Annotated in this window: 12 protein-coding genes; 9 read left to right on the top strand and 3 right to left on the bottom strand. The window is 72.5% G+C overall.

The features are described 5' to 3' along the window. Position 1: 1 nt before the first annotated feature. The 8 genes from OG842_RS13565 (at position 2) to moeZ (ending at position 10,391) form a co-directional block, all read left to right on the top strand. Complete coding sequence (locus tag OG842_RS13565; RefSeq protein ID WP_266729856.1) at positions 2–985, top strand: ABC transporter permease; 984 nt, start codon at positions 2–4, stop codon at positions 983–985. Further along, on the top strand, positions 982–1,971 hold the full coding sequence (locus tag OG842_RS13560) for an ABC transporter permease (RefSeq protein WP_266729855.1): 990 nt from the start codon (positions 982–984) through the stop codon (positions 1,969–1,971). The genes OG842_RS13565 and OG842_RS13560 overlap by 4 nt, the downstream gene beginning before the upstream one ends. Then, entirely contained in the window at positions 1,968–3,545 is a 1,578-nt protein-coding gene (locus OG842_RS13555) for a dipeptide ABC transporter ATP-binding protein (protein ID WP_266729854.1), read from the top strand. The genes OG842_RS13560 and OG842_RS13555 overlap by 4 nt, the downstream gene beginning before the upstream one ends. A gap of 190 nt (positions 3,546–3,735) precedes the next feature. Continuing rightward, a complete protein-coding gene (locus OG842_RS13550) occupies positions 3,736–5,559 on the top strand; it encodes a DUF3492 domain-containing protein (protein ID WP_266733574.1) in 1,824 nt (607 codons plus the stop codon). Further along, positions 5,552–7,192, top strand: a complete 1,641-nt coding sequence (locus tag OG842_RS13545) for a hypothetical protein (protein WP_266729853.1) — start codon at positions 5,552–5,554, stop codon at positions 7,190–7,192. The genes OG842_RS13550 and OG842_RS13545 overlap by 8 nt, the downstream gene beginning before the upstream one ends. A gap of 151 nt (positions 7,193–7,343) precedes the next feature. Beyond that, positions 7,344–8,309, top strand: a complete 966-nt coding sequence (locus tag OG842_RS13540; RefSeq protein WP_072483872.1) for an NAD-dependent epimerase/dehydratase family protein — start codon at positions 7,344–7,346, stop codon at positions 8,307–8,309. After that, on the top strand, positions 8,297–9,127 hold the full coding sequence (locus OG842_RS13535; protein ID WP_266729852.1) for a spherulation-specific family 4 protein: 831 nt from the start codon (positions 8,297–8,299) through the stop codon (positions 9,125–9,127). The genes OG842_RS13540 and OG842_RS13535 overlap by 13 nt, the downstream gene beginning before the upstream one ends. An 85-nt stretch (positions 9,128–9,212) precedes the next feature. After that, the gene (moeZ, locus tag OG842_RS13530; protein ID WP_266729851.1) at positions 9,213–10,391 is read left to right on the top strand and encodes an adenylyltransferase/sulfurtransferase MoeZ; all 1,179 of its coding nucleotides are present in this window, start codon (positions 9,213–9,215) and stop codon (positions 10,389–10,391) included. A gap of 74 nt (positions 10,392–10,465) precedes the next feature. Here the strand turns inward: moeZ and OG842_RS13525 are convergent, their stop codons facing one another. From OG842_RS13525 to OG842_RS13515, 3 genes are all read right to left on the bottom strand, one after another. Then, a complete protein-coding gene (locus tag OG842_RS13525) occupies positions 10,466–12,046 on the bottom strand; it encodes an alpha/beta hydrolase (protein ID WP_266729850.1) in 1,581 nt (526 codons plus the stop codon). 109 nt (positions 12,047–12,155) lie between these two features. Beyond that, positions 12,156–13,760 carry an alpha/beta hydrolase gene (locus tag OG842_RS13520; protein WP_266729849.1) on the bottom strand — a complete coding sequence of 535 codons (1,605 nt, stop codon included), beginning with the start codon at positions 13,758–13,760 and terminating at the stop codon, positions 12,156–12,158. A gap of 245 nt (positions 13,761–14,005) precedes the next feature. Continuing rightward, a complete protein-coding gene (locus OG842_RS13515; protein ID WP_266729848.1) occupies positions 14,006–16,804 on the bottom strand; it encodes a lysylphosphatidylglycerol synthase domain-containing protein in 2,799 nt (932 codons plus the stop codon). A 245-nt stretch (positions 16,805–17,049) separates the two neighbouring features. Between OG842_RS13515 and OG842_RS13510 the strand changes: the two genes are divergently transcribed. Then, positions 17,050–17,484: an MGMT family protein gene (locus OG842_RS13510; protein ID WP_323185734.1), complete on the top strand. Its 435-nt coding sequence runs from the start codon at positions 17,050–17,052 to the stop codon at positions 17,482–17,484. Positions 17,485–17,704: the final 220 nt, after the last annotated feature.

Below are 17,704 nucleotides of genomic sequence, written 5' to 3'. Positions count from 1 at the left end.
CATGGCAGAGGCAACTCTGGTCGAGGAGGCGGGGACCGCGAAGGTCCCCGCCTCCGGGGCCAATCCGTTCTGGCGGCGGCTGCGCGCCCGGCGCGCGGCCCTCGTGGCGGCCGCGATCGTCGCCCTGCTGGTCCTGGTGGCGCTCGCCGCACCGCTGCTCGCGGGCATCGAGGGCCAGGACCCCACCACGTACCATCCCGACCTCGTCGACTCCGCCACCGGCGGGGTGCCGGTCGGCTCCTTCGGCGGGATCAGCGCCGAGCACTGGCTCGGCGTCGAACCGCTCACCGGACGCGACCTGTTCGCCCGCGTCGTGTACGGGGCCCGGGTCTCGCTCGGTGTCGCGCTCGCCGCGACCCTGCTCCAGGTGCTCATCGGCGTCTCCATCGGGCTCGCGGCGGGGCTCGGCAACCGCTTCGTCGACCAGGCGCTCAGCCGGGTCACCGACGTCGTGGTCGCGCTGCCCGTCATGGTGATCGCGCTCGGCGCGCTCGCCGTCGTACCCGCGAGCTTCCCCCGCCCGGTCCTGATCGCCGTGATCATCGGCCTGGTCGGCTGGTCCGGGACCTCGAAGATCGTGCGCGCCCAGACGCTCTCGCTGAAATCGCGCGACCACGTCGCCGCCGCCCGGCTCAGCGGCTGGGGCTCCTGGCAGATCGCCAGGCGCGAACTGCTGCCCGCACTGGCCGCGCCCGTCATCACCTACGCGGTGCTGCTCTTCCCGTCGAACATCGTCGTCGAGGCGGCCCTGTCCTTCCTCGGCGTGGGCATCAAGCCGCCCACGCCGTCCTGGGGACAGATGCTCAGCGACGCCGACACCTGGTACCAGGCGGCGCCCACCTATCTGCTGATCCCCGCCCTGCTGCTCTTCGTCACCGTGCTGGCGCTGACCGTCCTCGGCGAGGGCGTACGCACCGCGCTCGACCCGCGCGCCGAGTCCCGGCTGCGGATCGGCACCGGACGGAAGAAGGAGGCCGACGCGTGAAGTGGTTCCTGCTCAGACGGATCGGCGGAGCACTCTTCGTGCTGCTAGCCCTCAGCGTCGTCGTCTACGCCGCCTTCTACGTCGCCCCCGGCAATGTCGCGCAGATCGCCTGCGGTCCGCGCTGCTCGCCCGCGCAGGTGGCGCAGGTCAGCGAACAGCTGCACCTGGGCGACCCGTTGTACCTGCAGTACGCGCACTTCCTCCAGGGGCTCTTCACCGGCCGCGACTACTCGACCGGCACCGGCGTGCTGCACTGCCAGGCGCCCTGCCTGGGGCTCTCGTACCAGAGCGACCAGCAGGTCACCGAGCTGATCCTGACCAAGCTCCCGGCCACCGCCTCGCTCGCCGTCGGCGCCTTCGTGCTGTGGATGCTGCTCGGCGTCGGCACCGGACTGCTCTCGGTGTGGCGGCGCGGCCGGCTGACCGAGCGCGTCCTGACCTGGATCACCCTGGCGGGCATGGCGACCCCGGTCTTCGTCATCGGACTGCTGCTGATCATCGTCCTGGTCACGGCGCTCCAGATCCTGCCGTTCCCGGACTACGTACCGCTCACCGAAGACCCGGAGCAGTGGGCCTGGAACCTGCTGCTGCCCTGGATCTCCCTGGCCCTGGTGTCCGCGGCCCCGTACGCCCGGATGACCCGGGCCTCAATGCTGGAGACCCTGGCCGAGGACCATGTGCGCACCTTCAGGGCGTACGGGGTCGGCGAACGGGCGCTCGTGGGACGGCACGCGCTGCGCGGTGCGCTGGCGCCGGTGATCGCGCTCGGCGCACTCGACATCGGCTCGATGTTCGGTGGCGCCGTCCTCACCGAATCGCTCTTCGGGATTCCGGGGGTCGGCCGTGAACTCGTCGACGCCGTGAAGCACGTGGACCTTCCGGTGGTCGTCGGGCTGGTGCTCGTCACCGGATTCTTCGTGGTCCTCGCCAATGCCGTCGCCGACATTCTCCAGGCGATGGCCGACCGACGGGTGGTACTGGCATGAGCCTGGTCGAAGTCTCCGATCTCTCGATCTCGTTCGGCGACGTACGAGCCGTGGACGGGCTGTCGTTCTCGCTGGAGGCCGGCGGCGCGCTCGGAGTCGTGGGGGAGTCCGGCTCCGGCAAGAGCGCCTCGGCGTACGCGCTGCTCGGACTGCACCGCGGGACCGGTGCGAAGGTCGGCGGCTCGATCCGGGTCGCCGGGGTGGACGTGACGGCGGCGGACGACGCGGAACTGCGGGCCCTGCGGGGCGCGAAGGCCGCGATGGTCTTCCAGGACCCGCTGTCCTCGTTGGACCCGTACTACGCGGTGGGCGACCAGATCGCCGAGGTGTACCGGGTGCACAACCGGGCCTCCCGCCGGGCGGCGCGGGCGCGGGCGGTGGAGGTGCTGGACCGGGTCGGGATCCCCGACGCGGTACGGCGCTCCCGGTCGAGGCCGCACGAGTTCTCCGGTGGGATGCGGCAGCGGGCGCTGATCGCGATGGCCCTGGCCTGCGAGCCCCAGCTGCTCATCGCCGACGAGCCGACGACCGCCCTGGACGTCACCGTCCAGGCCCAGATCCTCGACCTGCTCCACGACCTGCGCCGCGAGACGGGCATGGGGCTGCTGCTGGTCACGCACGACGTGGGCGTGGCGGCGGAGTCGGTCGACGAGGTGCTGGTCATGCAGTCGGGCCGGGCGGTGGAACGCGGACCGGTGGGCGAGGTGCTCGTGGCACCGCGCGAGCCGTACACGAAGGCGCTGCTGGCGGCGGTGCCCCGGGTGACGGAGGCGCGCGACCGGTCCGGCGCGGCGGCGGACGACGGCGAGGTGCTCGTCGAGGCCGACGGCGTCCGGCAGGTGTTCGGCAGGGGAAAGACCGCGCTCGCCGCCGTCGACGGGGTCTCCCTCACCGTCCGGCGCGGCGAGACCCTCGGCATCGTCGGGGAGAGCGGCAGCGGCAAGACCACCCTCGGGCGGATGCTCGTCGGACTGCTGGAGCCCACCTCGGGGCGGCTCACCCGCGACGCCCGGGTGCAGATGGTCTTCCAGGACCCCGTCTCCTCCCTCAACCCGCGCCGCTCGGTCGGCGAATCGGTCGCCGACCCGCTGCGGGCCCGTGGGCAGCGCGACGAGGCCGCGATCAGGGCGCGGGTGCGGGACCTGCTGACCCGGGTCGGACTCGACCCGGACAGCTACGACCGCTACCCGCACGAGTTCAGCGGCGGGCAGCGCCAGCGCGTCGGTATCGCACGGGCACTGGCCGCCGAGCCGGAGCTGATCGTCTGCGACGAGGCGGTCTCCGCGCTCGACGTGACGACCCAGGCCCAGGTGACCGCCCTGCTCGCGGAACTCCAGCGGGAACTGGGACTCGCCCTGGTCTTCATCGCCCACGACCTCGCCGTCGTACGGCAGGTCAGCGACCGGGTCGCCGTCATGCGGCAGGGCCGGATCGTCGAGGAGGGCGCGGTGGACCAGGTGTACGGGAACCCGCGGGACCCGTACACCAAGCAGCTGCTGGCGGCCGTTCCCGCGCTCGATCCGGCGCTCGCGACGGTGCGCCGCGCGGCTCGCAAGGAGCTGGCCGCCGCCTGACCCTGAGTGACCGCTCGCTCCCATAGCGCGACAGAACGCTACTGGGGCGGGAAAGTTACGACGGTTCACCCCTTTCGGTGGTGCGACGGACAACCGTCCGTCGCACCACCGGCGTATCCGCTTACGGTCGTCCCGCTGTGAGCCGCCATTCCAACGGCGGCCGCCCACAAGGGAGATCGGGGGTGTGCTCGTGCGGATCGGACTCCTCACCGACGGTGGTTACCCGTATGCCGGCGGTGAGTCCGGACTCTGGTGCGACCGTCTGGTGCGTGGCCTCACGCAGCACGAGTTCGATCTCTTCGCGCTCAGCCGCTCCGCCGAAGAGGAGGAGCGCGGCTGGGTCCCGCTCCCGGCGCAGGTCGGCCGGGTACGGACGGCACCGCTCTGGACGGCCGACGCGGACGTACGGGGCACCAGGGCCCCCAGGGGGCTGCTCGCCCGGATGGTGACCGGCGGCGGCGCCCGACCGTACGGACGGCGCGAACGGCGGCGCTTCGAGGCGCACTTCGCGGCGCTCGTGGCCTCGGTCTGCGCGGCGGACGCGGGGGGCGGCGAGGACGGTGCCGCGGGTACGGGTGAACCGGGCGGCGAAGGGCGTATGTCCCTTGCGGACGCGCAGTTCACGGACGGCCTGTACGGACTCGCCGAACTGGCCCGCGAACACGGCGGACTCACCGCGGCCCTCCGCTCCGAAACCGCCGTGCGGGTACTCGAAGCGGCCTGCCGCGCCCCGGGCACCGGGCGCACCGTCCAGACCGCCACCGTCCCCGACCTCCTCGCCTTCGCCCGGGAACTCGACCGGGTGCTCCGCCCCCTCTCGCTCGACTGGTACGACGAGGAGGGCCTCGGCGCGGTCGACCTCTGTCACGCGACGTCCGGTGGCGCCGGCGCACTGCCAGGACTGCTGGCCAAACGCTTCTTCGGGGTGCCGCTGCTGGTCACCGAGCACGGCGTGCGGCTGCGGGCGCACTACCTCGCGGCGACCGACACCACGCTGAACGCGCCGGTGCGCGCCCTGCTCGCCAACCTGCACGGGCGGCTGGCCACCGAGGTGTACCGGCAGGCCGCGATCGTCACCCCGGGCAACACCCACGCCCGCCGCTGGCAGGAGCGGTGCGGCGCCGAGCGGGAGAAGCTGCGCACCGTCCACCCCGGCATGGAGTCCGACCGCTTCACGGCGCTGGGGGAGAGCGGCGACAGCGGCCCCGGCGACACCCTGGTCTGGGTCGGGCCGATCGAGCCCGCCAAGGACCTGATCGCGCTGCTGCACGCCTTCGCGGAGGTACGGAAGGCCGAGCCGGACGCCCGGCTGAGGATCATCGGCGCCCCGGCCCGGGGTGCGGAGGGCGCGGAAGGCACGGAGGGCGGGGCCTATCTCGCGCACTGCCGGGCGCTCGCCGCCCAGCTGTTCCCCGACGAGGCCACGGACGCGCACGCCATCGGGGACAACCCGGTCTCCTTCGAGGACCTCGGCGGGGCCGAGGTGCCCGAGCTGACTGACGCCTACGCGGCGGGCGGGGTCGTCGTCCTGTCCAGCGTGATGGAGGGCTTTCCGACCGGTCTCGTCGAGGCGATGTTCTGCGGCCGGGCCACGGTGTCGACGGATGTCGGCGCGGTCGTCGAGGTCATCGGCGGTACCGGGCTCGTGGTGCCCCCGCGCAACCCCCGGGCGCTGGCCGACGCCTGTATCGCGCTGCTGCGGGACCCCGAGCGCCGTGCACGGCTCGGAGCGGCGGCGCGCGCCCGCGCGCTCGAACTCTTCACCGTCGACCAGAACCTCGCGGCATTCCGCGGCATCTACCTGGAGCTGATCTCGCACGCCCCGGTGCGCAGGGAGGCCGAGGCGGTGGACGCCGACGGCGAACCGCGCCCGTTCGCCACCCCGCCGGAGGCGCGGGTCCCGGGTCCGTGGACGGCCTCGGGCGCCGCCCCGGCCGGCCGCACGCCCAGCTGGGCCGCCGGGCCCCGGACCGTCTGCGCGGGAGCTCGGGGAGCGGGTGGCGGCGATGCGTGAACAGGAGCAGGGACAGGAGCCGGCCGGGCCGGGACGCGGCGGACCGCAGGCCGGCGCGGCCGGCGACAATCACGGAGGAATCACCATGGGCCGCCCGACCGAGGGGTCCGACGCACCCGCCGCACCGACCACCGGCGGAAGCTGGGACCTCCGCTCCCGGGCCCTGGTCTCCGAGCCGTCCCTGGCCGGGGACGCGGGCGAGGGCGCGGGCGGGGATACGGAGCCGGAATCGGAATCGGATCCAGCGGGGCCGATGGGGACGGCCGGCCCGGCGGCGGCGCCGGGGCCCGGCGTGCTTGCGGTGCCGGCCGAGCCTGTGGGGCTTTCCGAGCCTGCGGTGTCATCCGAGTCTGCGGCGCTCGCGGGGACCCCCGGGACTCCCGCAGCTTCCGATCCCCCCGCACCTTCCGAGGCCCCTGCGGCCCCGGAGATCTCCGCGACCCCCGCCGCCACCGGTGACCCCCGCCCCGCCCGCGCCCCCGAGATCGCGCGCCCTGTGCCCGCGCGTCGGCTCAACGCCTCGCGCCGTGGCCCCGCCGACCCCGTGAAATCGCTGATGCACCGCCACCGCGAGCTGTGCGAACGGGCCGTCGATCCGCTGGAGGTCGCCGCCGGGCTCGAAGCCCATGGCGTCACCGACCGCGCCGCCGCCCGCTACCGGCACCGCGATGTCTTCTCGCTCGCCGAGGAGCTGTTCGCACGGGTGCCCGGCGTGGCGGCACAGGCCACGACCGGCCCCGACGCGCCGGAGCGCGACATCGCGACGCGCGCCGCCTGGTCGCTCCGCGCGCTGCTGCCGGGCGCCGCCTGCATCGCGACCGTCGGGGCACTCGGACTCACCGAGGGGGCGCTCGACGGCCGGGCCCGGCTCGCGATCGCCCTCGCCGGGGCGCTCCTCGCGCTCACCGTGCTCGCGCTCAGCCTGCGCAGCGGCCCCCTGCACGCCGAAGGCCGCTCCTCGGGCACGGCCAACGTGTACGGCTGCTGGCTCCTCGGCTACGTCATGTACGGCGAACCGCTGCTCGACCAGGTGCTCAGCGGTGGCCCCGAAGGTCCCTGGGAGGTCACCCCCGCGCCGCTGCTGGGCCTGGCCCTCGCCCTCGCCCCGGCCACCTGGTGCGCCCACCTCTTCGCCGTACACGCGCACCGCCGGCTCATCGGCAGCCGTGCGCTGGAGGAGTTCGCCGCGGGTGTGCGCCCCCTGCTGTTCGGGGCCGTCGCACTCCATCTCTGCGCCGTCGCCGGTCTGCTGTACCTAGCGCACCTCGCGTACGGGGGCGGCGGGGCGTTCGTCGGGGCGGCCGCTCTCGGGGTGCTGCTCCTGCTGGCCCGGCTGCTGACCGTGCACGGGTTCCCCGAGCTCGCCGCCGGCGGACTCGCCTTCGCCTGCGTGGTCGAGGTGCTGGCTCCCGCGCTGGTCCTGGCCGGGCGGCTGCCCCATCTGCACTTCCTCGCCCGCCCCGTCGACCTCCTCGTCATGACGTCCGGCACCGGATCCGTACCGGCCATCGCGTGCGGAGGAGCAGCGCTCGGACTGCTGATCGCCGCCACCGTCGTCCTCTCCCGGGCGTCCGCCCACAGCACCGCCACAACCACCGGCCGACCGGTCGACGAAGGCCCGGCCGCCGCGTAACCACAGCCGCACCACTGCCATTGCACGCCCCGCGGAGCCGACGCCGCGGGTCATCGCCCCACAACCGCACCTCACTTCTCAAGGAGACACCGGACATGACCCCCCAATCCCCTTCACCGGCAGCTCGCCGTCGGCGCCGAGGGGGCGCGCGATGAGGGTGCTGCTGCTCGGAGCCAACGGATTCCTCGGCCGGTTCGTGGCCGACCGCCTGCTTGCCGACCCCGCCGTGCACCTCACGGCGCTCGGCCGCGGCGACGACGCCGACGTACGGTTCGACCTCGCCAGCGGGAGCCCCGGCGCGCTGACCCGTTTCCTGGACGCCGTCCACCCCGGAGTGGTCGTCAACTGCGCGGGCGCCACCCGCGGCGGCGCCCGCGATCTCACCCGCCACAACACCGTCGCCGTCGCCACGGTCTGCGAGGCGATGCGGCGCAGCGGCTGCACGGCCCGGCTCGTCCAGGTCGGGTGCTCCTCGGAGTACGGGCCCTCGCAGCCCGGCTCGTCCACCGCCGAGGACGCGATCCCGCGCCCCGGCGGCCCGTACGGCGTCAGCAAGCTCGCCGCCACCGAACTCGTCCTCGGCTCCGGCCTCGACGCGGTGGTGCTGCGGGTCTTCTCCCCGGTCGGTCCGGGCACCCCGGCCGGTTCCCCGCTCGGCAGGCTCGCCGAGGCGATGCGCCGGGCCATGCAGTCCGGCGACGGCGAGCTGAAGCTCAGCGGCCTCGGCGTGCAGCGCGACTTCGTGGACGTACGCGATGTCGCCCGCGCCGTGCACGCCGCCTCGCTCTCCGCCGCCCAGGGCGTCGTCAACATCGGCACCGGCCGCGCCGTGCGCCTGCGGGACGCGGCCGCCGTCCTCGCCAGGGTCGCCGGGTACGCGGGCGCACTCCACGAGCTCGACGCGCCCCCGCCCCGGCTGCCCATCGGTGCCCCGCGCACCTCGACCGAGTCGGTCATCGAGCACCTCTCGGCGACCCCGTCCCCCTATCCGGACGGCTGCGGCGCCTGGCAGCAGGCCGATGTCCGCACCGCCCGGGACCGGCTCGGCTGGCGCCCCAGGATCAACCTGGAGGAGTCCCTCGCCGACATCTGGATGGAGGCGGCGTGCCGTATCTGACCAGTACCGGAACGGCCCGCCGGACCGGCGGCGCCGAGCAGCTCGGCTTCGGCGTGCCCGGCTACGCGCACCCGCTGCTCGCACCGGCCGAGTGGGCCGAACTGGCCCGCCCCGGAACCCCGCTGCACTGGGCCGTCCTCAACATCGACGACGGCCCCGGCGCCCGCCCCGATCCGCACTGCCTGGAGGCCGCGGGCCGGCTCCGCAACGCGCGCGAGCGGGCCGTGCACGGCGACGATCCGCGCGACTCGGTCCGTGCGTCGGGCGGCCGGCTGCTCGGCCATCTCGATCTGGCCTTCGGCAGCCGCCCCTTCGGGGAACTGATCGCCGACGCGCAGTCGTTCCTCGACTGGTACCGCGTCGACGGCTTCTATCTCGGCCGCTGCCCGGCGGGGCGCGCCGAGCTCCCGGCGGTGCGCCGTCTCACCAGCACACTCGCCACGCTCCTGGAACACGGCGACCCGCCGTACGGGGAGGGGAGCGGGCCACTGGTGCTCGGGCTGGGCACCCATCCCCACCCCGGCTACGCGGAGGCCGCCGACCAGCTGGTCACCTTCTGCGGACCGTGGACGGACTACCGCTGGTCGCAGGTGGCGGAGTGGACCGCCTCCTATCCGCCGGAGCGGTTCGCGCACTTCGTCCACGGCGTTCCGCGCACCCACCTCGACGAGGCCATGCGCATCGCCCGCTGGCAGGGCGCGGGCACGATCTTCTTCACGGACCGAGACGGCCAACAGGGGCAAACCGATCCATTCGCGGCGCTGCCCAGGTACTGGGACGAAATCGTCTCGCGGATCGGACCTGGTATCTCGGAATGAGAAGGAGCGTGGCAGTGTTACGGCAAGAACAACCGTACGTAGATGAAGTACGTAGAATCCGACCACCTGCATTGTTGAGGTTCCTGTGTCGCTGCCACCCCTGGTCGAGCCAGCTGCTGAGCTCACCGTCGACGAGGTCCGCAGGTACTCCCGCCACCTGATCATCCCGGATGTCGGGATGGACGGACAGAAGCGGCTGAAGAACGCGAAGGTGCTCTGTGTCGGCGCCGGCGGTCTCGGCTCGCCGGCCCTGATGTACCTGGCCGCGGCCGGTGTCGGAACGCTCGGCATCGTGGAGTTCGACGAGGTCGACGAGTCGAACCTGCAGCGCCAGATCATCCACAGTCAGTCCGACATCGGGCGCTCCAAGGCCGAGTCCGCCAAGGACTCGGTGCTGGGCATCAACCCGTACGTGAACGTGGTCCTTCACGAGGAGCGGCTCGAAGCCGACAACGTGATGGACATCTTCGCCCGGTACGACCTGATCGTGGACGGCACGGACAACTTCGCCACCCGCTATCTGGTCAACGACGCGGCCGTACTGCTGAACAAGCCGTACATCTGGGGCTCGATCTACCGGTTCGACGGCCAGGCGTCCGTCTTCTGGTCCGAGCACGGCCCCTGCTACCGCTGCCTCTACCCGGAGCCGCCCCCGCCGGGCATGGTCCCCTCCTGCGCCGAGGGCGGCGTGCTCGGGGTGCTCTGCGCGTCCATCGGTTCCATCCAGGTCAACGAGGCCATCAAGCTGCTCGCCGGCATCGGCGACCCGCTGGTCGGCCGGCTGATGATCTACGACGCCCTGGAGATGCAGTACCGCCAGGTCAAGGTCCGCAAGGACCCCGACTGCGCGGTCTGCGGCGAGAACCCCACCGTCACCGAGCTCATCGACTACGAGGCCTTCTGCGGCGTCGTGTCCGAGGAGGCCCAGGAGGCGGCGCTCGGCTCCACGATCACTCCCAAGCAGCTCAAGGAGTGGATCGACGCGGACGAGAAGATCGAGATCATCGACGTCCGTGAGCCGAACGAGTTCGAGATCGTCTCGATCCCGGGCGCGAAGCTGATCCCGAAGAACGAGTTCCTGATGGGCAACGCCCTCCAGGACCTCCCGCAGGACAAGCGCATCGTCCTGCACTGCAAGACGGGCGTCCGCAGCGCCGAGGTCCTAGCGGTCCTCAAGTCGGCGGGCTTCGCCGACGCGGTGCACGTGGGCGGCGGCGTGATCGGCTGGGTCAACCAGATCGAGCCCGAGAAGCCGGTGTACTAGGCACTGGTACGAACGCGTCGAAGGGGCCGGTCCGCAGCTGCGGACCGGCCCCTTCGACGTGCTCCGGATCGGTGCTACGAGCAGGTCTTCCCGTCGTCCGGGACCCTCCCGTCGAGGAAGTACGCGTCCACCGTCGACGTCACGCAGGAGTTCTGGCCGTACGCGCCATGCCCCTCGCCCTTGTTGGTGAGCAGGATGCCCACTCCCTTGCCCAGCTCGTCCGCCATCTTCCGGGCACCCTCGTACGGCGTCGCCGGGTCACCGGTCGTGCCGACGACCAGCACCGGACCGGCGCCCGGGGCGCTCGTCTCCGGGTTGTCGTGCTCGCCCTCCACCGGCCACTGCGCGCACCAGCCGGCCGTGTCCCACGCCAGGAACGGGCCGAACACCGGGGACAGCTTCCGGAACTCCGGCAGCAGCGCCCTGGCCTCGGCCGCCGTGGGCCGGAGCTTGCTGTCCGCGCAGGAGATGGCGCGCTGCGAGTGGTTCTGGGTGTCGTAGTGGCCCTTCTCGTCACGGCCGTTGTACGAGTCGGCCAGCTGGAGCAGCATGTTGCCGGTGCCGCTCTTCTCGGCCTCGTCCAGCGCCTGCGTCAGGAACGGCCAGTTGCTCTTGGCGTAGAGCGGCGTGACGATGCCGGTGATGGCCAGCGACTCGTTGAGCTCGCGGCCCGAACGGGTCGGCAGCGGCTTCCGGTCGATCCGCTCCAGCAGCTTCGCGATCCGCTGCGTGCCCGCCTTCGGGTCCTGGCCGCGGTCCTTGAGGTAGTTCTCCAGCGCCCGCTGGAAGCCGGTCGCCTGGTTGCGGGCGTGCCCGATCGTGTCCGCGGTCGGGTCGACGACGGCGTCCAGCACGGTGCGCCCGACGTTCGAGGGGAAGAGGTGCGCGTAGGTGCCGCCGAGCTCGGTGCCGTACGACATCCCGAAGTACGTGAGCTTCTTGTCGCCGAGCACCGCACGGATCAGGTCCATGTCCCGGGCGGCGTTCGTCGTACCGACGTACGGCAGGACCTTGCCGGAGCGGCGCTCGCAGCCGGCGCCGAAGTCCGCGCCGTCCTTCATGAACGCCGTCTCCTCGGCCGCCGTGTCCGGGGTCATGTCGACCTTCCGGTACGCGGTCTCCTGCTCCTTGTCGGTGCGGCAGCTCACCCCTTCGCTGCCGGCCACGCCGCGCGGGTCGAAACCCACCAGGTCGTACCGGGAGTTGAGGTTCTCGTACGAGCCGGCGGCGCGCGGCAGTATCGAGACGCCCGAACCGCCGGGGCCACCGAAGTTGAAGAGCATCGAGCCGAGGCGCCGGCCGTTGTTCTGGGCCTTCTTGCGGATCAGCGCGATCCCGATCGTCTCGCCGTCGGGCTTCGCGTAGTCCAGCGGTACTCGGACCGTCGAGCAGCGCCAGTCGGATCCGGGGGCGCTCTCGCCCGCGCGGGCCTCGCAGCCCTTCCAGTCCAGCCGCTGGGAGGTGAGGGCGGCGGGCAGCCGGGGGGTGCCCGGCTGCCCGTCCGAAGCGGTGGACGGCCGACCGGCCGAGGACGCGGGATCGCGGTCCGTCCGGTCGGCCGGCTTGTCGTCCGTACCCCCGCCGCAGCCCGCGAGCAGACCTGTCAGCAGAAGTGCGGCGCCGGCCAGAGCCCCGGCGCGTGCGTGTGCGACCACGTGTGCGTCCTCCCCGATGTTGCCTGTACTCGCGGCGTACAGATGTGCCCGTACCTGCGACGTACAGAAAGTCCGCCCATGCTAGGTGTTGCCCGGCGGGGACGCGCCGTTACTTGCAGACGGTCCCGGCGGCCGGAACCTTTCCGTCCAGCAGGTAGCCGCCCACTTCCTTCTGCACGCAGGCGTTGCCGCTGTTGTACGCGCCGTGCCCCTGGCCCTTGTACGTCATCTCCACACCGACGCCCTCGCCCAGCGCGTCGGCCATCGCCTTCGCGCCCCCGTACGGCGTCGCCGGGTCGCCGGTGTTGCCGATGACGAGGATGGGGGCCGCGCCCGGGGCGCTGACGTCCGGGGTGTTCCAGGCGCCCGGTACCGGCCATCCGGTGCAGGACAGCAGGGACCAGCCCAGATAGTTGCCGAAGATCTTCGAAGCGGACCGGAACTCGGGGAGCTTGGCCTCGGTCTGGTCCGCGGTGAACCGCTGCTTGGAGTCGGCGCAGTTGATGGCGGTGTTGGCGGCCGTCGAGTTGTCGTACTGGCCGTTCTGGGAACGGCCGTTCAGCGAGTCGGCGAGGGCGAGCAGCAGCGCGCCGTCGCCGCCGTCGGCCTCGTCGATCCCCTGCTCCAGCAGCGGCCAGGTCTGCTTGGAGTAGAGGGCGGCCGCGATCCCGGTCGTCGCCAGGGTCTCCGTCAGCTGACGCGAGCCGAGCCCCGGGACCGGCTTCTTCTCCAGGCCCGTGAGGAGGCCGGAGATCCCCTGCTCGACCTCCTGCGAGGTGGCGCCGGGAAGCTTGCACGCCTCGCCGCGGTCGACGCAGTCCTGGGTGAAGTTGTTCAGCGCGAGCTGGAAGCCCCGGGCCTGGCCGAGGGAGGACTGCTCGGAGTCCTGTGTCGGGTCGACCACCGCGTCCAGCACCGACCTGCCTACGTTCTTCGGGAACAAGTGGGCGTAGACGCCGCCCAGTTCGGTGCCGTACGAGATGCCGAAGTAGTACAGCTTCTTGTCGCCGAGCACCTTGCGCATCAGATCCATGTCGCGGGCGGCGTCGGTGGTTCCGACGTACGGAAGCTGCTTGCCGGAGTTCTCCTCGCAGGCCGCCGCGAAGGTCTTGGTGCTCTTGACGAGGGTGTTCACCTCCGCCGGGGTGTCCGGGGTGCCGTCGATCTCGAAACGGGCGTCGAGCTGCTTGTCGGTCTCGCACTCCACCCCGTCGCTGCGGCCCACGCCGCGCGGGTCGAAGCTGACCAGGTCGTAGCCGGCGCGGAGCTTGTCGTAATCGGTACCGAAGGCGGGCAGGGTGGCGACACCGGAGGCGCCGGGGCCGCCGAAGTTGAAGATGAGGGAACCGATCCGCTTGTCCGGGTTCTTGGCCCTGGCCCGGATCAGGGCCAGCTCGATCGTCGAGCCCTCGGGCTTCGCGTAGTCGAGCGGGGCCCTCATGAACGAGCACTCCCAGGGGGTGCCGCCGGGCAGCGGGGTCGGCGGCTGCCCGCCGCCCTGCGCGGCGGACGGGGCGGGGCAGGGCTTCCACGTCAGCTGCTGGGAGGCGAGGTCGCCGGAGCTGCTCGCGTCGGCGGCGTTCGCCGCGAGCGGCGAGCTCTGCGGCCCGTCCGGGCCTTCCTTGTCGCCGCTCTTCGAGCAGGCGGTGATGGGCAGAAGCACGGTCACGGCGGCGGCCAGTGCGGCGGCACGCAGGGCAGGGGAGGTCCTCATGGCCCCATGGTGCGGCGGGAACCGGGTCGCTGCACGGAGCACCGGTCCAAGCGGGTGGCGGGCAGCCGGGCCGTCCCCCGACTGGCCTTGCGGGTGGCCCGAGCCGTCCCCCGAGCAGCCTTGCAGGTGGCCCCGGCCGTCCGCTTGCGGGCCGCCCCGACCCGTCCCCGGACCGGCCTTGCGGGTGGCCCGAGCCCTCCCCCGACCGGCCGTGCGGGTCGTCCCGCACGGCGGCTGAGGAGGTGTCAGAGCTCGCCCTTGCGGGTCAGATGGTTGAAGCAGAGCCAGCCGGGAAGCACCGGCAGCCACAGCGTCAGCAGCCGGAACAGCAGCACGGCGGGTGCCGCGACCTCCTTCGGCAGGCCGACCGCGATCAGACCCAGCGTCAGCGCACCCTCGACCGCACCCATGCCGCCCGGTGTGGGCGCCGCCGACCCCAGAGCGTTGCCCGCGAGGAAGACCACCGCGATGCTGGCGTAGCTGAGGTGCGGCACGTCCGGACCGCTGAACGCCCGAACCGAGGCGTCCAGGCACATCACGAACATGCCGGTCAGCAACAGCATCCCGCCGATGCCGGTCAGCAGCTTCTGCGGCCGCTGCACCACGTCGAGCATGCGCGGCACGACCCCGGCGAACAGCGAGCGCACCCGCGTCACCACGAACTTCCGCAGGAACGGGACCGCCGTCACCACCAGCACCAGCACGGCTACGGTCAGCAGCCCGGCGATCACCGTCCTGGACGGGGTGAGCGAGGACGGCGTCCGCTCGGTGCCGGTCAGATAGCCGAAGGCCGCCAGCAGCAGGATGTGGCAGCCGAGGCCGAACAGCTGCGAGGCGCCGACGCTCGCCACGGCGAGCCCGGGACGTACCCCGGCCCGCTGGAGGAAGCGGGTGTTCAGCGCCACACCGCCGACCGCGGCCGGGGCGACGATCTTCACGAAGGAGCCGGCGACCTGGGCCAGCACCGTCTTGCCGAACGGCACCCGCTCGGGCACGAAACCCAGCAGGCTCATCGCCGCAGCCACGTAACTGAGGGCCGAGAAGCCGACCGCGGCCGCCACCCAGCCCCACTCCGCCTGCTCGACGACCGCGCCGAAATCGGCCTGGGTGACCTGCGAGATGAGGAAGTACGCGGCGATCGCACCGGCGATGCAGCTGAGCAGGGTGCGGGCCTTGATGCGTTCCAGCCGCACCGGCTCGACCGGGGCCTGCGGCCGGATCAGCAGCACCTGCTGCCGCATCTGGGAGAGCAGGTCCTCCTCGCGGGCCCCGTCCAGGGCGTCGTCCAGGGCGCGCTTCTCGGCCTGCTTCTGGTTGCGCAGCGCCTTGCGGTCGGCCTTGCGGTCGGCGCCGGCCGCCCCGTGTTCGTGGGCCCTGGCCCGCTTGGCCGCGTCCGACGCCTCCAGCACCGCCTCGCGCTCCCGTTGCGAGCGCTCCCGGGCGAGCCGGCGCAGCGCCGCCCGGGTGGAGCGGCTCAGTGCGATCGGCTGGAGCAGCGGCAGACAGTCGGCGACGACGTCGGGACCGAGCACCTCCAGCGCACCGGCGACGGCCCGCTCGGCACCCACCCGCAGACCCGTCGTGGTCAGCAGCTGGGCGACGTCCATCCGCAGCACCAGATCACCGGCCGCGATCTCGCCGCCGCGCAGATCGGTGACGAACACCTTGCCGGAACGATCCACCAGGATGGCGTCGCCGGTGAGCCTGCGGTGCGCGATCCGCCGCGACTGGAGCGCCTTCACCTGACGCCAGGATCCGTGCAGCAGCTCGTCGGTGATCTCCGAGTCCTCCAGCGCGTCCAGCGAACGGCCGCCGATGTGCTCGTACACCAGCATCACGGCGTCGGGTCCGAGCTCGGACGTGGCGATCAGCTTGGGCGCGTTGGCCCCGGCGGCGATCGCCGCGTAGGCGAGCAGCGCCTCCTGCTCCAGGGCCTGGCGCAGCGACTGGATGGAGCGGCGCTGGGTGATGCCGCGCAGGGTGAGCCGGCGCCACACCCGGTAGAAGAAGCCCTGGGCCTGCTGCTCGCGGTCGACGACCGTGACGTCGAGCGGTGGCCCGTCCTCCAGGGAGACCAGATAGCGGCGCCCCCGGTCGCTCTGGTCGCCCGAGTCCGGGGTGTCGTCGGCGCGCATCGCGCTGACCGGGCGGAAGCCGACATGGCGCAGACCGGCCATCAGGTGCTGACCGGTCGGCCGTACGTTCGGCGAGCCGACCGCGTACAGCGTGCCGTACGCGACGGTCCAGCCGATCAGCACGGTGAGGATGATCGAGAACGGGGTCGTGTAGCCGCCGACCAGCATCGCGAACGCGTCGAGCAGCAGCACCACCCACAGCACGACCCGCCAGCGCGGCCGTCTCGCCATGCCGACCGCCGTCATGTACGCGATTACCGGGGCGAGATAGCCGTGTACGGGATCGGTGAGCGCGTCACCGGGCTGTGGCTGGGTCAGCGCGTCCTGGATGGTGCCGGGGGCCGAGTTGGCGACCCAGAGGTCGGTGGCGAGCGTCACGCCGTGCGCCAGTACGGCGGCGAGCACCCCGTCGGCGATCCGCAGCCCGTCGCGTTTGATCAGCCGTTCGATGGCGAAGGCGACCGGGACGAGCAGCACGGCGATGCTGGAGACGAGACCGGCCGTCTTGATCAGGACGTCGGGCGCCTGACCGGTGCCCTTGTTGATGTCCTGTTCGAGACCGGTGGTCGTGCCGTGGGCGAACGCGGCGATCGAGAGCAGGACGACGATCGCCAGGACCCCGATGAGGAGCCGCATCAGATCGGAGGGGCGGTGCACACGGGCGGGGAGCAGCGGTTCGTCGCCGGAGACGCGTTCGGCCTGCTCCTCCGCGGCGGACGAGAGCGTCGAGCCGGTCAGATGTCCGGGGAGCTCCGCCTGCTCGGCGCCGGGCTTTCCGGGCCCGGAGACGGGCTTCGCGGGATCGGACACCGGCTTTCCGGGCTCGGTGCCGGGCTTCGCGGCGGGTGCGCGGGAAGCGTCCGGCCGCGGCTCGGCGTCAGGGGCGTCCGCCGCCTTCGGTGGCTGCACGCCCTGCTCCTTCGTCGCCTCTGATTGGTCTTCGTGTTCTCGTATCACCGGTCACCGCCCGCACGATGGTGGCACGGCCCGACGACGCAGGGGGGCATCAGGGTGCACTGCACGGACATGGGTACGGGCACGCGAACGGACATGGGAAGCGCAAGATACGCCCCTTCGCTTCCGCCCGCAGGCCCTGTGACCGGACGCACACGGACCGGGCCGGGATGTCGGTGGCGTACGGCAGGATGGGTCGGATGAGCCAACACCGCACGAGCGGCGACGGGGCGGGCGACGACGGGACGGGCGACGACCGCACGAGCCACGCACTGCCGGATTACGTGGAGCGCGTGCTCGACGTCGCCGAGCTGATCCCGCCCGGCCGCGTCATGACGTACGGCGATGTCGCCGAGTGGCTGGACGAGGGCGGGCCGCGCCAGGTCGGCCGGGCCATGTCGCTTTACGGGTCCGCGGTGCCGTGGTGGCGCGTGGTCCGCGCCGACGGGGCACTCCTCCCCGGCCACGAGCTGCGGGCGCTGGACCACTACCGCGCGGAGGGCACCCCGCTGCGGGAGGCGTCGCGAGGCGCGGAGGGCCACCTGCCGCGCCTCGACATGAAGCGGGCGCGGTGGGACGGCGTCACCGCGGACGGGGGCGCGGACCGGGACAAGGGCGGAGGTGCTCACACCTGACAGCTTCCGCCATCCGGCGGCACAGCGGGCGGCGCCGGGGCCGTACGACGTACCCGACTTCCGGGAAGTGACCCAGGGTGCACAGGCAGTGATCGAGAGTGCCCGAAATGTGACCGACGGCAAGGCCTGTGGCATGTGACGCGACGGGACCGTGGCCACGCGGAGTGACGAGCGGAGTGGCAAGCGGAGTGACGCGGGGAGTGACGAAGAGCACGGCCGG

This window comes from Streptomyces sp. NBC_00376 (assembly GCF_036077095.1).
GTDB lineage: Bacteria > Actinomycetota > Actinomycetes > Streptomycetales > Streptomycetaceae > Streptomyces.
The sequence above is the reverse complement of the archived record's forward strand: the minus strand, read 5'-3'. Positions and strand labels throughout refer to the sequence as shown.